Raw genomic sequence first — 15,130 nt, forward strand, 5'->3', positions numbered from 1 at the left:
GGGCAGCTCCTCATAGACCGGTGCGGCATCGGGTACCGAATCGATGCCGTGCCGGGGTCATTCTGCCGTGACCGGAACCGCCTCGCGCGGGCGGTGCACCTTCTAGAGCTTGTGCGGAACGTCGTTGACGATGCCGCCGTCCATGACGAACTCGGCACCCGTGGCGTACCGCGACTCGTCGCTGGCCAGGAACACCACGAAGGTGGACACCTCGTCGGGTTGCCCGGGGCGACCCAGCGGGATGCTCAGCATGTCCTCGGGGAAGTGCTCGGTCATCGGGGTTCGGATGAAGCCGGGATGTATCGAGTTGACCCGGATCTGCTTGGAACCGAGCTCGAGCGCAGCGGACTTGGTCAGGCCGCGCACGGCCCACTTCGACGCGACATACGGATGCACCATCGCCGCACCGCGCAGACCCTCGATGGATGAGACGTTGATGATCGACCCACCGCCGGCCGCCTTCATCGCCTTGACGCAAGCCTGCATGCCCAGGAAGGTGCCGGTCAGGTTGACGTCGATGACCTTCTGCCACTGGGCCATATCGAACTTGCCGATCTGACCGAGCGCGACGATGCCGGCATTGTTCACCAACACGTTGAGCAGACCGAACTCCGAGACGGCGGTGTCCACCGCGGCGTTCCACTGGTCTTCCTGCGTGACGTCGAGGTGCACGTAGCGCACCGAATCCCCGAGTTCGGCGGCCAGCTTTGCCCCCTCGTCATCGAGGATGTCGCCGATCACCACCTTGGCGCCTTCGGCGACCAGGGCACGCGCATGCTCGGCGCCCATCCCCCGCGCACCGCCGCTGATCAATGCAACTTTTCCGTCTACCCGTCCCATGACGGGTGAGGCTACCGCAACGGAACGCAAAAATAGAACATGTTCCAATTTCGCCGTCCAGGCCGCATACTCACGTCGTCATATCTCGTCGGTATGTCGTCGCTAACAAGATTTCGCAAGGAGCACAATGGCCATCCGCGTCGGATTGTTCGGCACCGGAAACTGCGGCGCGCTGGCGCTGATCCAACTCATCGAGGATCCCCGGTTCGAGTTGGTGGCCGTCGGCGTGTCCAACGACGACAAGGTCGGCACCGACGCCGGCGAACTGGCCGGTCTGGGCGTGACCACCGGAGTCATCGCGACCCGGGGCATGGAGGACGTGTTGGCAGCCAAGCCGGACTGCCTGGTGTACTGCGCGATGGGCGACACCCGACCCATCGAGGCAACCCGCGACGTGATGGCGGCACTGTCCGCCGGGATCAACGTGGTGGGATCGGCTCCCGGCGGTCTGCAATTCCCGTGGGGCGCCATGCCGCAGAAGGCCATCGACCGCGTGGAAGATGCTGCGCGAAGCGGTAATTCGAGTGTGTACATCACCGGGGTCGATCCCGGATTCGCCACCGACCTGGTGCCGTTCGCCATCGCCAGCACCTGCCAGCGCATCGACCAGATCAAGACCATGGAGATCGCCGACTACGCCACCTACGACGGCGCCGAGGTGATGTCGGTCGTGATGGGCTTCGGCAATCCGATGGACCGCCCGGGCATGCTCTTCTACCCCGGCATCCTCAGCGCCGCCTGGGGCACCGCGATCAAGATGCTGGCGGCCGGCTTGGGCGTCGAGGTCGAGGAGATCACCGAGAGCTACGAACTGGAGCCCGCGCCAGAGGACATCGAGGTGGCCACCGGCGTCATCGCCGAGGGCACGGTGGCCGCGATGCGGTTCGAGATCAACGGCATGGTCGACGGCAAACCGTTGATCGTCGTCGAGCACATCACCCGGGTGCGGGAAGACCTGCGCCCGGATTGGGCCCAGCCGGCCCAGCCGGGTGGCTCCTACCGGGTCGAGATCAGCGGCGAGCCGTCCTACGTCGTGGACATCTGTCCGACCAGCAGCCGCGGCGACCACAATTACGCGGCGATCCTGGCCGCGGCCGGCCGGATCGTCAACGCCATCCCCGATGTGGTGGCCGCCCCCGCCGGCATCCGAACCACGCTGGACCTCCCGCTGGGCACCGGCAAGGGACTGTACCGACGCGATTAGGCGCCCGGCCGCAACCTGCCGTCGCCACGGCGACGACCACTGGGCCTGGGCAGCGTCAGCACCGGCCAGCCGTGATCGGCGGCCGCGGCCGCGGGTTCACCGGCCGGGGATGACCGACGAGCCGCATCAGCGCGCCATCCTCGTCACCGTCGGCATAGAAGTAGCTGCCGGTCAGCTCGATCTGCCTGGTGCGGCAAAAGTCTTGCACCGCAGTGGCTTTGCGCGGACCCCAGATGATCGGCTCCACGATGTCGCCGGTCAGCCGACCCTGACTGTCCGTCTGGAAGTGGTTGCACAGCACGTGGTCGATCCCCAGGTGACGTGCCACCGGCTCGGCGTGGATGGTCAACGCCGAGGAGCTCATCACGACGGTGTGGCCGCGCTCCTGGTGTCGACGCACCACGTCGCGCATGTGCGGATAAACGCGCTGGGCGATCCGGTTCTCGAACAGGTACTCCCCCAACGCGTCGAGCTCGACCAGGGATTCGCCGCGTAGATACCCGGCCGCGCGCACCAGCAGCCGCTCGAATGGCATCCGGCCGATCCGGTAGCGCACCGAGGCCTCGATGATCCCGGCGATCTCACCGAAAGCCGCCTGCCGGCGTCGGATGCGGTGACCGGCGTGCGCGGTTGCGGTGAAGCCGTCCACCAGGGTGCCGTCGAGGTCGAAGAACACGCCGACCTGCGCCCCGCCCGGACCGAACCCGATCTCCTCGAGTGATTCGGGTGGCGACAAGGTGCGGCCCATGCAGCTAGTACACCAAGCAGGTACGACACCCGGCCAGTCGGAGTGGCATTCGTCGCCGAACTGACACGAATCTGCCGGGTCGGGCCCCGAATGGCCTCACAGTCGTACTAAACTAGAACACGTTTCATTTCTGTCCGGGCCAGATCGGTCGAGGACTCCCAAACCACATCGTCACTACAAGGAGCTCAGATGCACACCGCACTCTGCGACGAGCTCGGGATCGACGTCCCGATCTTCGCGTTCACCCACTGTCGCGATGTCGTGGTCGCCGTCAGCAAGGCCGGTGGCTTCGGCGTGCTCGGCGCCGTCGGGTTCAGCCCCGAACAGCTCGAGATCGAGCTCAACTGGATCGACGAGCACATCGGCGACCACCCCTACGGCGTGGACATCGTGATCCCCAACAAGTACGAGGGCATGGACGCCAACATGTCCGCCGACGATCTCAAGGGCATGCTGCAGTCCCTGGTGCCCCAGGAACACCTGGATTTCGCCAAGAAGATCCTCGCCGACCACGGCGTGCCCGTCGACCACAGTGACGACGACGCGCTGCAGCTGCTCGGCTGGACCGAGGCCACCGCGACGCCCCAGGTCGAGATCGCGCTGAAGCACCCCAAGATGACGCTGATCGCCAACGCGCTGGGCACCCCGCCGAAAGACATGATCGACCGCATCCACGCCGAGGGCCGCAAGGTCGCGGCGCTGTGCGGTTCGCCGTCGCAGGCCCGCAAACACGCCGACGCCGGCGTCGACATCATCATCGCCCAGGGTGGCGAGGCCGGCGGGCACAGCGGTGAGATCGGCTCGATCGTGCTGTGGCCCCAGGTGGTCAAGGAAGTGGCCCCGGTTCCGGTGCTGGCCGCCGGCGGTATCGGCAGCGGTCAGCAGATCGCGGCGGCGCTCGCGCTCGGCGCCCAGGGCGCCTGGACCGGATCGCAGTGGGTGATGGTCGAGGAGAGCGAGCACACCGAGCAGCAGCACGCCGCCTACGCCAAGGCCACCAGCAAGGACACCGTGCGCAGCCGCTCGTTCACCGGCAAGCCGGCCCGCATGCTGCGCAACGACTGGACCGAGGCCTGGGAAAACCCGGACAACCCGAAGCCGCTCGGTATGCCGTTGCAGTACATGGTCTCCGGCATGGCCGTGGCCGCGACGCACAAGTACCCCAACGAGAGCGTCGACGTCGCGTTCAACCCGGTGGGCCAGGTGGTCGGCCAGTTCACGAAGGTCGAGAAGACCTCCGCGGTGATCGAACGCTGGGTGCAGGAGTACCTGGAGGCGACCGGCACCCTCAACGCCCTGAACGAGGCCGCCGGCGTGTAACCGGATCCCACGTCGGACCGAATGGCTGCGAATCTCTCGATTCGCAGCCATTCGTCGTTTTCCACAGGGTCTGGACCGCCGCCGTCCGGATTATGTAGGGTTACATACATAATTCCGGCGAAAGGGTTTCGAGATGACTGGCCCCCGCGAACGCATGGTGGCTTCGGCCGCCCTACTGATCCGTGAACGCGGAGCGCACCCGACCGCGATCGCCGATGTGCTGGCCCACAGCGGCGCGCCCCGCGGCTCGGCCTATCACTACTTCCCCGGCGGGCGCACCCAACTGATGTGCGAGGCGATCGACTACGCCGCCGATCACGTCGCCGCGCGGCTCTCCCGGGCCGGCAGTTCCGCAATTTTGCTCGACGGCATGGTGACCGGATTCCGTAAGCAGCTGTTGGACACCGATTTCCGGGCCGGTTGCCCGGTCGTCGCGGTCTCGGTCGAGGCCGGGGACCCGGCGCTCGACCGGGCCGGAGCCGCGTTCACCCGGTGGACGGGGCTGATCGCCGATCGGCTGCGCGCCGACGGAGCCGACGAGAAGCGTGCCGAGGAGCTGGCCATGCTGATCATCACGGCTGTCGAAGGGGCGATCGTCGTGGCCCGCGCCACCCGCGACGTCACACCGCTGGACCTCGTCCACGCCCAGCTTCGTGCCCTCGTCGCCGACGGGAGCGCATCGTGACCGTCGACGGCTGGCAGCACACCGCCTGCATTCTGTGTGAGTGCAACTGCGGCATCGTGGTCGACGTCGAGGACCGGCGGTTGGTCAAGATCCGCGGCGACAAAGAGCATCCGGCATCCCGCGGGTACACGTGCAACAAGGCGCTGCGGCTGGATCATTACCAGAACAACGCCAACCGGCTGACCACCCCGATGCGGCGCCGCCCCGACGGCAGCTACGAGGAAATCGACTGGGACACCGCGGTCACCGAGATCGCCGAGGGGTTCCGCGGGATTGCCGACACCCATGGCGGCGACAAGATCTTCTACTACGGCGGAGGCGGCCAGGGCAATCACCTCGGCGGCGCCTACAGCAGCTCGTTCCTGAAATCCCTTGGGTCCCGGTACCGCTCGAACGCATTGGCACAGGAAAAGACCGGCGAGGCGTGGGTGGACGCCCAACTCTACGGCGGACACACCCGCGGCGAATTCGAGCACGCCGAGGTCTCGGTCTTCGTCGGCAAGAACCCGTGGATGTCACAGAGCTTCCCGCGGGCCCGCGTGGTCCTCAACGAGATCGCCAACGACCCGGCCCGGTCGATGATCGTGATCGACCCGGTGGTCACCGACACCGCGAAAATGGCCGATTTCCACCTGCGGGCACGGCCCGGGACCGACGCGTGGTGCCTGGCCGCGCTGGCGGCCGTGCTGGTGCAGGAAAACATCTGTGACGAAACGTTTCTCGCCGAGCACGTCCGGGGTGTCGAGGCGGTCAAGGCCGAACTGGCCGAGGTGGACATCGTCGAGTACGCCCGCCGCTGCGGGGTCGACGAGGCATTGCTTCGCGCGGCGGCGCGCCGGATCGCCGGTGCCTCGAGTGTCTCGGTGTTCGAGGATCTCGGCGTCCAGCAGGCGCCGAACTCCACGCTGTGCTCCTACCTGAACAAGCTGCTGTGGATCCTCACCGGCAACTTCGCCAAACCCGGTGGGCAGCACCTGCATTCGACCTTCGCGCCGTTGTTCAGCAAGTCGGGTGTGGGACGCAGCCCGGTGACCGGCGCCCCCGTCATCGCCGGGCTCATGCCGAGCAACGTCGTGCCCCAGGAGATCCTGACCGACCACCCCGACCGGTTCCGGGCGATGATCGTGGAGAGCAGCAACCCGGCGCATTCGGTGGCCGATTCGCGCGCGGTCCGGGCCGCGCTGGCCGAGCTCGAACTGCTCGTCGTGATCGACGTGGCGATGACCGAGACGGCGCGACTGGCCCACTACGTGCTGCCGGCCGCCAGCCAGTTCGAGAAGGTCGAGGCGACGTTCTTCAACCTGGAGTTCCCGCACAACACCTTCCACCTGAGACATCGGCTGTTCGAACCGCTGCCGGGCACCCTGCCCGAACCGGAGATCTGGGCGCGGCTGGTACGTGCCCTCGGCGTCGTCGACGAGGGTGAACTGCGGCCGCTCCGCCAGGCGGCTCGAGCCGGGTTGTCGGCGTTCAGCGCGCAGTTTTTCACCGCCGTGGCGGCGAATCCGACTTTGGGCCGGGTGCTGCCGCATGTGCTCTATGAAACGTTGGGGGCCGCCCTGCCGGACGGACTGGCCGGGGCCGCCGCACTGTGGGGTCTGGCGCAGAAAGCGGCGATGACCTACCCCGACGCGGTCCGCCGGGCCGGGCATGCCGACGGTAACGCGCTGTTCGAAGCGATTCTGGCCGGCCCGTCGGGGATCACGTTCACCGTCCACGAGTACTCCGACGATTTCGGGTTGATCGATCATCCCGACCACAAGATCGCCGTGGAGATTCCCGAGATGCTCGCCGAGATCCGGGCGCTACGCGCCGAGCGCGCGGCCCTGACCAGCCCCGAGTTTCCGATGGTGCTCTCGGCCGGCGAGCGGCGGGCCTACACCGCCAACGACATCTTCCGCGATCCCGGTTGGCGCAAACGCGACACCAACGGCGCGTTGCGGATCAGCATCGAAGACGCCACCGAGCTCGGTCTCGACGACGGCGATCTGGCCGAGATCACCACGGCGGCCGGAAGCGCTCGGGCCACCGTGGAGATCAGCGCGGCGATGATGCCGGGGCACATCTCACTGCCCAACGGTTTCGGGCTCGACCACACCGACAGTGCAGGCCGCACGGTGGTGCCCGGGGTGGCGCCCAACGAACTCACCTCGACGCAGTGGCGCGACGAGTACGCGGGCACCCCCTGGCACAAGCACGTCCCGGCCAGGGTCGAGCGGATTGCGGTACCGAGCGTTCCGTCCTGACCGGCACGTCAGGGCGCCGGCGCCGGAGCCGCGGCCGGAGCCGGGGCGGGTGCTGCTTGGACCGCGGGAGCAGGCACTGCGGGCGCCCCGGGGGCAGGTGCTGCGGGCGCCCCGGCGGCGGGCGGCGCGCCCGGCGAGAGCGGCACGTTCGGGCCCTGGATCTGGTTCGGGACCGGGGTGTTCATCCCGCGTTGGGCCAGACCGAGGATCAGCGCTTCCTTGCCGCTGATCTCTTGGTTCTGCACGGCATGCCACAGATCCTTGAGGTAGCTCAAGTTGGGAGTTTCAGTTCCCTGGCCGGTGGGGTCCATCGTCGATCCGGGCGGCAGCGCCTCCGGGCTGGCGAGGTGCGGGACGCCCTCGGGTGCCGGGGCCGGCTGATCTGCGGCGACCGCAGCGGCTGCACCCGGCGCCGTCGGCGCCGGAGCCGGCGCGGGAGGTGCCGGCGGGGTGCCCGGGTCAGCGGCTGCGGACGCGATCACCGACAGCGCAATGGCCGGCCCCGACACACTGCACGTCAAGGCGAACACGACCCTTCGGATATCGACACGCATCTTCGCTCGGCCTCCTCTGTTGCTCCGGGGACAGATGGTAACGCTGAGTGCATCGCGGCGCTCGTCCAACCGTTACAGCGCGCGAATCAGAACACGTTCCAATACCAACGTGTGAGAGTTTCTCGGAACCGGCTCCGAGGCGGCCCACCTGTGGTGTAGCAATGGCTTAGGCCACTACACCACGTCATCGATCCCACGTCGTTGCGAGGAGCGCGCACGCCATGCCGACCTTGAACCTCCCGCCCGGATTCGACTTCACCGATCCCGACATCTATGCCGAACGACTGCCGGTCGAAGAACTCGCCGAGATGCGGCGGCTCGCACCGATCTGGTGGAACGAGCAGCCGCTGGGCCGGGGAGGTTTCGACGACGGCGGATTCTGGGTCGTCACCAAACACAAGGACGTCAAAGAAGTCTCTTTGCGCAGCGACGTGTTCTCCAGCCAGGAGAAGACCGCGCTGCCGCGCTATCGCGACGGCAGCGCGCAACAGCACATCGACCAGGGCAAGTTCGTGCTGCTCAACATGGACGCGCCCCACCACACGCACCTGCGCAAGATCATCTCGCGGGCATTCACCCCGCGCGCCGTCGAACGCCTCCGCGCCGACCTCGCCGAACGGGCACGCACGATCGTGCAGACAGCGGCGGCCGAAGGCTCGGGCGATTTCGTCGAGCAGGTGTCCTGCGAGCTGCCCCTGCAGGCGATTGCGGGTCTGATGGGCGTGCCGCAGGAGGACCGCAAGAAACTCTTCGACTGGTCCAACCAGATGGTGGGCGACCAGGATCCTGAGTTCGCCTCCAACGACGCGGTCAGCGCCTCGGTCGAGTTGATCATGTACGGGATGCAGATGGCGGCCGAGCGGGCCAAGAATCCCGGCGACGATCTGGTCTCCACGCTGCTGCAAGCCGACGTGGAAGGCCACAAACTCTCCGACGACGAGTTCGGCTTCTTCGTCATCCTGCTCGCCGTGGCGGGCAACGAGACCACCCGCAATTCGATCACCCAGGGGATGATGGCGTTCGCCGACCACACCGATCAGTGGGAGCTGTTCAAACGCGACCGCCCGGCCACGACCGCCGACGAGATCGTGCGGTGGGCCACGCCGGTGACGTCATTTCAGCGCACCGCACTCCGCGACACCGAGTTGGCCGGCGTGCCCATCAAGAAGGGGCAACGGGTGGTGATGTTCTACCGCTCGGCGAACTTCGACGAGGACGTTTTCGAACAGCCCTACTCGTTCAATATCCTGCGAGACCCGAACCCGCACGTGGGCTTTGGCGGCACCGGTGCCCACTACTGCATCGGGGCGAACTTGGCCAGGATGACGATCGATCTCATCTTCAACGCCATCGCCGACGGAATGCCCGACCTGGCGCCACTGGCGGCGCCGGAACGGCTGCGGTCGGGCTGGCTCAACGGGATCAAACACTGGCACGTGGACTACCGGCCGGCGTCCGGGTAGTCGATGATCGAACGCCAATAGTCCTCCGGAATCTCGGTGTTCGACCGCAGCACCATCGACAGGCCGGTGGCCATGGCGATGCCGAGCACACCGAGCCACAGACCGGCGGCCGCGATCGCGATCCAGAGCGCGGTTGTCAGTACCGGCCACGGTGACACCATCGCCAGCACCGGCGCGAAGAAGAAACCGGCCCCCACGTAAGCCGCCGAACCGGCCCGGTCGGCGGCCAGGACGAAATGCAGCCAACCCGGAATCCGTTGGGGCGAGGCAGATCTGTCCCGCATCGTGTCCTCCTCTTGTCGCCGGACTCCTCCACGGTGACGCTCGGGAGTAACCGCGGCAATTACCTCTCAGGTAGTGGTGCGCGCACCGGACGTGGGCGAGACTCAGGGGGTGACGAGCACGGAAACGCGAACTCCGATCGGCTCACTGATGCGCTCGTGGCGGTTGCGGCGTCGCATCAGCCAGCTGGACCTGGCCATCGAGGCCGACGTCTCGGCCCGGCATCTCAGCTTCATCGAGACCGGACGAGCGGTGCCGAGCCGGGCGATGGTGCTGCGACTCGCCGACGCCCTCGACGTTCCGCTGCGAGAACAGAACCAGCTGCTGCTGGCAGCCGGGCTGGCGCCGGTCTACGCGGAGCGAACGCTGGAGGATCCCGAGATGAGCGCGGTGCGCGACGGTGTCGCACAGGTCCTGCGGGCCTACGATCCGTTTCCGTGCGTCGTGATCGACCGCACGTGGAATCTGTTGCAGGCCAACGAGGGCGCTGCGCTCATGCTCGACGGCGTCGCACCTCATCTGCTGTCCCGGCCCAATGCACTGCGCATCTCCCTGCATCCCGAGGGGATGGCCCCACGGATCCGGAACCTGGCCGAGTGGCGGCATCACCTGATCAGCCGGCTGCGACGGGAAGTCACCGTGAGCGGATCGGCCGAACTGGCCGAACTTCTCGCCGAGGTCGAGGCCTACCCGGGCGGCATGGAACCGGTCCGCGATCTCGGCGGGGTGGTCGTGCCGTTGGAACTGACGGGACCGGATGGCACCGCGCTGACCTTTCTCAGCACCGTCACGACCTTCGGCACCGCACTGGACCTGACCGCCGCCGAACTGAGCATCGAGGCGTTCCTGCCCGCCGACGAGACGACCGCCGCCGCCGTGCGCACTGGTCTTACCACTTGACCTCTTACCAATAGCGGTGGCAGCATGGCCTCATGGCGCTACAACCGGTGAGCCGTCGCTCGGTACCGGAGGACGTTTTCGAACAGATCGTCACCGAGGTGCTCAGCGGACAGATGCAACCAGGTGAGCCGCTGCCCAGCGAACGTCGGCTGGCCGAGGTGCTGGGTGTCTCCCGGCCTGCGGTGCGCGAGGCCATCAAACGGCTGACCGAAGCCGGTTTGGTCGAGGTCCGGCAAGGTGACGCCACCACGGTGCGCGACTTCCGCAAGCACGCCGGCCTCGACCTGTTGCCCCGACTGTTGTTGCGTGCGGGTGAGCTCGACGTCAGTGTGGTGCGCAGCATCTTGGAAACCCGATTGCACAACGGCCCCAAGGTCGCCGAGTTGGCTGCCCGCCGCGCCGGCCACGAACTGGTGGCCGCGCTCGGCGCGACGGTCGACGCCCTGGCGGCCGAGCCGGACACCGTCGAACAACAACGCCATGCGCTGGCATTCTGGGATCAGGTGGTCGACGGAGCGGATTCAATCGCATTCCGCTTGATGTACAACACTCTTCGCCAAACTTACGAGCCGGCGCTGCCTGCCCTGGCCACCATGATGGCAGCCGAGGTCGGTCATGCCGAGGCATACCGGCGGGTTGTCGAGGCCATCGCGGCAGCGGACCCGGCGGCGGCTCGGGATGCCGCCGCGGACCTCTTGCAGCCGGCTACCGATGCGCTCCTGACTGCCCTCGACGCGTTGGAGGAAAACCGATGACGCGCAACGTCTTCACGCTCGGTGACGCGGCCCGGGAATTCATCAGGCACCCCTCCCCCTGGATGATCGGCACCGCATTGGTCACCAGCGTCGGCGCGCGCTGCGCCGTGGGCGATTGGCAGATTTCCGACGCGCTGGTGCCGGTGGCGATGTTGGCGCTGTTCCCGTTCTTCGAATGGACCGTCCACGTGGCGATCCTGCATTGGCGGCCACGCACATTCGCCGGGGTGACCATTGACCCGCTGTTGGCCCGCGACCACCGCCGACACCACGTCAACCCGCGCGACATCGGCCTCATCTTCATTCCGTGGCAGGCGTTGCTGTGGATCCTGCCGGTCGCGACAGCGCTCGCCCTACTGGCGTTCCCACGTCCGGGCCTCGGCCTGACGTTCCTGTCGGTCTTGACCGTACTCGGCGTGTGTTACGAATGGTGCCACTATCTGATCCACAGCGATTACACGCCGAAATCCGCGTTGTACCGCGCAGTTTGGCGCAATCACCGGCAGCACCATTACAAAAACGAGCACTACTGGTTCACGGTGACCACCGCCGGAACCGCTGACCGGGCGCTTGGAACCCACCCCGATCCGGCGACAGTGCCCACCTCACCGACGGCCAGGAACCTGCACGGGGCTACGCCTGCACGACGATAGGGTCGCCCAGGTGCACGTTGTTGAAGTACCAGTCGGCGTTGTCCGGGCTGAGGTTGATGCAGCCATGGCTGACGTTGGCATACCCCTGTGAGCCGACCGACCACGGCGCACCGTGTACATAGACGCCGCCCCAGGTCACCCGGACCGCGTCGTAGACGGTGAGCTTGTAGCCCTCGGGATCACTCAGCGGAATGCCGATCGTGCGTGAATCCATCACCACGACAGGCTCTTTGGACAACGCGGTGAAGGATCCGATCGGCGTCGGATGCTTCGGCTTGCCCATCGAGGCCGGCATCGTCCGGACCACTTCACCATCGATACTCACCGTGAACGTGTGCGCGTCGATGTCAGCCACGCCGAGCACCTGCGATCCGGTCTCGAAGCTGGTCTTGGCGCCGCCCGCGGACACCGAGATCGTCGAATGCGCGGGCCAGTACTGGTCGGGCTGCCACTGCATCACATCGTCACTGAGCCAGGTGAAGGTGCCCGTCGGAGTTTGGGGCGAACTGATCCGCAGGCTGCTCTGCGCAGCGGCGCGGTCGGTGACCGGGGCATCGAAGGTCACCGTCAGCGGCATCGCGACCCCGACCACCGACCCGGCGGCCGGCTCGATCGTGGCCCCGGGTTCGGGCGTGCTGACCGCGGCCGTTGCGACGGTGACCGTGCTCGCCGCAGCGAGGGTGGCGACACCGATCGCCGCAAACACTTTCAGTACCGACGCTCGAACGGTTCCGAATGACGACGATGGGGCGCTACGCATTACACCAGTGTAGGTGCTCTCCGAGACTGTCCCCTTGAGGCGCAGCGTGGCGGCGGCCGCCCGGGGTTCGTGGTAGCGCGAGGAGTTGCCCATGGTGAATTCATCGACGCATCAGGTCAGAACGTTTCACCGTGCGCTTCGGCAGGGGTTGACGGGCGCCCAGGAACACGTCAGGGCGCGACGGGAGGGGGCTCTTGGGGCGGCGGCTCAGCGGGTACCGGCTCCGGCGCCGGGGGTGCCGTCTGTGGTTCCGGAGCGACTACTTCCGGCGGCGGCGGGGCAGCGTCCGCCGGCGGCTCCGGCAACGGGGGCGGAGCGACCTCCGGTGCGGGTGGCAGCTGGTCCGCAGGCAGCAGATCGGGCGCAGCGGGCACCGGTTCCAGCTCGGGGGGTGGTTCAGCGATGGTTTCGGGCGGCGGCGATTGCCACTCGGGAGGCACCGACTCCACGCCGGGTTCCGATGGCGCAGTCCACAACCCGGTGTTCTCGGGCAGCACGGTACCGGATTGGTCCAGCACGTACTCGGGTTCCACAGCCTGCTGCTCCACCGGCTCGGACATCGGAGGCGGGTCCGGTGCCGGCGGCGCAGGGGCCGGGACGACAACCGCAGGTGTGGGAGGCACGGAGACCGAGTCGACCGAGGTGCTCACGACCGGGCGGGTGGTCCGCTGGGGCGTCGGCTCGGCGCCCGGGACCAGCTGCTGACCGATCGCCACGGACAGCGACACCGCGAAGGCCACCACGCCGCCGACCAGGATCGCCAGCGGGGTCAAATGTGTTGCCGCCCAGCGCCGGCCGATCCCGATCACACCGTCGTCACCGAACACCGCACGTCGCTGCGCCGAGGCCAGTGCCGCTCCCCGGGCCAACGGCAAACCGGGTTCCGCCGGCGTGAACACCGGCACCGCAAGTGCGCGTTCCACTTTCGGCAGGACGGAATCGAGGTCCACCGCGGATCCCACCACGACCAACGCATCCGGACGGTGCTCGGCCTCGTCGAACATCACCGACAACCAGTCGGTCAGGCCGGCCACCGTCTCGATTCCACGACTGACCGTGGTCTGCACCTGGTCATCGCCGGTCACCGTCATCGCCTGCACGACATCGGGTTCCAGAACACACACGCCGGTCGTGCCGAATCCGACAATTCCGGCCACCCGCCGCGCAAGAGCATCGGTAGCCTGGGGCAACCGAACCGGAACCACCTCCGCGATCTCGGCCTCCGCCAACTTCGTCAGCAGCACCGCCGCCTCGGCACCCGCCCCGGTACTCCACGTGACACCGACGGCCGCCAACCGCTGACCACGCTCTGCCGCAGCCCGTTCGGCACGCCGCGCCGCAACCACAACCCGGTCGCAGATCTCGGCGGTTGCTGACGACGAATACCCACGGATATCGAAGGCATCGTGATCGACGGTCGCTCCGTCGGCCTCGCAGCCCTCCACCAGGACCAGGCCGACGGTGGACGGCGTCATCGAGACACCGAGCACCACCGCGTCCACATGCACCCCCTCGGAACCGTGGCCGTCGTCAGAACATTTCCGGTGACATTACCGGGTGGCAATATGCCGTTCGACCGCTGTGCCGTCAGCGCCTGCACAACCGGTCGCATCCAAATGTGCTGTGCCGCAAAACAGCCAGTACACGGACGGATAGCGGTTTGCCCTGTTGCATTGAACCGGCGACCCCCGGCCCGCGACGATTACCGACGCGTCAGATCTGACGATCCCGTAGATCGCCGCCGAGAATCTCGGCCAACAACGACGGCTCGATGTTGCCTCCCGAGACGATGGCGACAGCGGGACCCGGCGGTGTGCTCACCTTGCGATACCCGGCCAACGCCACCGCCCCGCTGGGTTCGGCAACCAGGTGGGCCCGGCGCGCCAGTTCGGCTACCGCGGAACGGATCTCACCTTCGGTCACGGTGATGACGTCGTCGATGACCCGCTGCAGGTGCGCGAACGTCAACGCCGACGGGGTGGCCCGCAACCCATCGGCAATCGTTCGATTCCGCTGCGCCGCAGTCCAACTCAGCGGGTGGCCAGCGGCCAGGCCGGCCGCGGTGTCGGCGGCGAGTTCCGGCTCCACGCCGAACACCTTTGCCTGCGGACACAACGCCCGGATCGCGGTACCGACACCCGAGGCCAGGCCGCCGCCGCTGATCGGGATGAAGACGGCCGCGACGGCCGGCAGGTCCTCGGCGATCTCCAGACCGATCGTGCCCTGCCCGGCGATGATGTCGGCATGGTCGAAGGGCGGCACGAGCACGCCACCGGTGCGCTCGACCAGTTCGGCTGCCACCGACTCCCGCTCACCCGACTCGCACAACACGACATTCGCCCCGTGGTCACGAGTGGCCTGAACTTTGACCGTCGGTGTTTCCGCCGGCATCACGATGTGCGCGGCCACCCCGAACACCGCGGCCGCATACGCCACTGCCTGGGCGTGATTACCGCTGGAGTAGGCCACCACTCCCCTGGCCCGTGTGCTGTGATCGATTCGGCCCAAGGCGTTGAACGCACCTCGAATCTTGAACGCGCCGATCGGTTGCAGGTTCTCCGGTTTGAGCCACAGCGGCCGTTGCGGATCACCCCAACGAGCGGGAAGCAGCGGGGTCCGCACGATCTCGGGCGCGATCCGGCGGGCGGCGGCGTCGATGTCGTCGATGGTCACCAACTTCACGTCCCCCAGTCTCTCCTGCGTTCGACGCCGGCGAAAGC

Annotated in this window: 14 protein-coding genes and 1 pseudogene; 8 read left to right on the top strand and 7 right to left on the bottom strand. The window is 67.3% G+C overall.

The features are described from left to right. Positions 1 to 102 precede the first annotated feature (102 nt). Positions 103 to 840, bottom strand: coding sequence for a glucose 1-dehydrogenase (locus A5733_RS13440; protein WP_067768808.1), 738 nt, complete (start codon positions 838 to 840; stop codon positions 103 to 105). A gap of 127 nt (positions 841 to 967) precedes the next feature. On the opposite strand from A5733_RS13440, the gene A5733_RS13445 reads away from it, so the two are divergent. Beyond that, positions 968 to 2,044: a diacylglycerol kinase gene (locus A5733_RS13445; RefSeq protein WP_067768805.1), complete on the top strand. Its 1,077-nt coding sequence runs from the start codon at positions 968 to 970 to the stop codon at positions 2,042 to 2,044. Here the strand turns inward: A5733_RS13445 and A5733_RS13450 are convergent. Further along, a pseudogene (locus A5733_RS13450) lies at positions 2,041 to 2,792 on the bottom strand (HAD family hydrolase). The gene A5733_RS13445 and the pseudogene A5733_RS13450 sit on opposite strands and share 4 nt — an antisense overlap. Before the next feature lie 189 nt (positions 2,793 to 2,981). Between A5733_RS13450 and A5733_RS13455 the strand changes: the two are divergent. The 3 genes from A5733_RS13455 to A5733_RS13465 all read left to right on the top strand — a co-directional run bounded on the left by A5733_RS13455 (position 2,982) and on the right by A5733_RS13465 (position 7,043). Further along, complete coding sequence (locus A5733_RS13455) at positions 2,982 to 4,112, top strand: nitronate monooxygenase (RefSeq protein ID WP_076240465.1); 1,131 nt, start codon at positions 2,982 to 2,984, stop codon at positions 4,110 to 4,112. A gap of 133 nt (positions 4,113 to 4,245) precedes the next feature. After that, positions 4,246 to 4,797 carry a TetR/AcrR family transcriptional regulator gene (locus tag A5733_RS13460; protein WP_076240466.1) on the top strand — a complete coding sequence of 184 codons (552 nt, stop codon included), beginning with the start codon at positions 4,246 to 4,248 and terminating at the stop codon, positions 4,795 to 4,797. Continuing rightward, complete coding sequence (locus A5733_RS13465; RefSeq protein WP_076240467.1) at positions 4,794 to 7,043, top strand: molybdopterin-dependent oxidoreductase; 2,250 nt, start codon at positions 4,794 to 4,796, stop codon at positions 7,041 to 7,043. Before A5733_RS13460 ends, A5733_RS13465 begins: the two co-directional genes overlap by 4 nt. Positions 7,044 to 7,051: 8 nt before the next feature. Here A5733_RS13465 and A5733_RS13470 read toward each other — a convergent pair whose 3' ends face one another. Further along, complete coding sequence (locus tag A5733_RS13470; RefSeq protein WP_076240468.1) at positions 7,052 to 7,597, bottom strand: hypothetical protein; 546 nt, start codon at positions 7,595 to 7,597, stop codon at positions 7,052 to 7,054. A 221-nt stretch (positions 7,598 to 7,818) separates the two neighbouring features. On the opposite strand from A5733_RS13470, the gene A5733_RS13475 reads away from it, so the two are divergent. Continuing rightward, on the top strand, positions 7,819 to 9,060 hold the full coding sequence (locus A5733_RS13475; protein WP_076240469.1) for a cytochrome P450: 1,242 nt from the start codon (positions 7,819 to 7,821) through the stop codon (positions 9,058 to 9,060). On the opposite strand, the gene A5733_RS13480 is transcribed toward A5733_RS13475, so the two are convergent. Beyond that, positions 9,039 to 9,344, bottom strand: coding sequence for a hypothetical protein (locus tag A5733_RS13480; RefSeq protein ID WP_067768791.1), 306 nt, complete (start codon positions 9,342 to 9,344; stop codon positions 9,039 to 9,041). The two genes, A5733_RS13475 and A5733_RS13480, sit on opposite strands and share 22 nt — an antisense overlap. 109 nt (positions 9,345 to 9,453) lie before the next feature. Here A5733_RS13480 and A5733_RS13485 point away from each other — a divergent pair, with 109 nt between their 5' ends. The 3 genes from A5733_RS13485 to A5733_RS13495 are packed head-to-tail and all read left to right on the top strand — an operon-like array spanning position 9,454 to position 11,650. After that, positions 9,454 to 10,242 (top strand): helix-turn-helix domain-containing protein, encoded by a 789-nt coding sequence (locus A5733_RS13485; protein ID WP_076240470.1) that lies wholly within the window; start codon positions 9,454 to 9,456, stop codon positions 10,240 to 10,242. 32 nt (positions 10,243 to 10,274) lie between these two features. Further along, positions 10,275 to 10,997 carry a FadR/GntR family transcriptional regulator gene (locus tag A5733_RS13490; RefSeq protein ID WP_076240471.1) on the top strand — a complete coding sequence of 241 codons (723 nt, stop codon included), beginning with the start codon at positions 10,275 to 10,277 and terminating at the stop codon, positions 10,995 to 10,997. Next, positions 10,994 to 11,650 carry a sterol desaturase family protein gene (locus A5733_RS13495; RefSeq protein WP_076240472.1) on the top strand — a complete coding sequence of 219 codons (657 nt, stop codon included), beginning with the start codon at positions 10,994 to 10,996 and terminating at the stop codon, positions 11,648 to 11,650. The genes A5733_RS13490 and A5733_RS13495 overlap by 4 nt, the downstream gene beginning before the upstream one ends. Here the strand turns inward: A5733_RS13495 and A5733_RS13500 are convergent. From A5733_RS13500 to A5733_RS13510, 3 genes are all read right to left on the bottom strand, one after another. Continuing rightward, positions 11,631 to 12,410, bottom strand: coding sequence for a L,D-transpeptidase family protein (locus A5733_RS13500; protein WP_067768849.1), 780 nt, complete (start codon positions 12,408 to 12,410; stop codon positions 11,631 to 11,633). The genes A5733_RS13495 and A5733_RS13500 overlap by 20 nt on opposite strands. Before the next feature lie 170 nt (positions 12,411 to 12,580). Then, positions 12,581 to 13,912 carry a hypothetical protein gene (locus tag A5733_RS27505; protein ID WP_076240473.1) on the bottom strand — a complete coding sequence of 444 codons (1,332 nt, stop codon included), beginning with the start codon at positions 13,910 to 13,912 and terminating at the stop codon, positions 12,581 to 12,583. Between the two features lie 211 nt (positions 13,913 to 14,123). Continuing rightward, positions 14,124 to 15,092: a threonine/serine dehydratase gene (locus A5733_RS13510; protein WP_076240474.1), complete on the bottom strand. Its 969-nt coding sequence runs from the start codon at positions 15,090 to 15,092 to the stop codon at positions 14,124 to 14,126. Positions 15,093 to 15,130: the final 38 nt, after the last annotated feature.

It is taken from the genome of Mycobacterium sp. NS-7484 (assembly GCF_001953975.1).
Taxonomy (GTDB): Bacteria; Actinomycetota; Actinomycetes; order Mycobacteriales; family Mycobacteriaceae; genus Mycobacterium.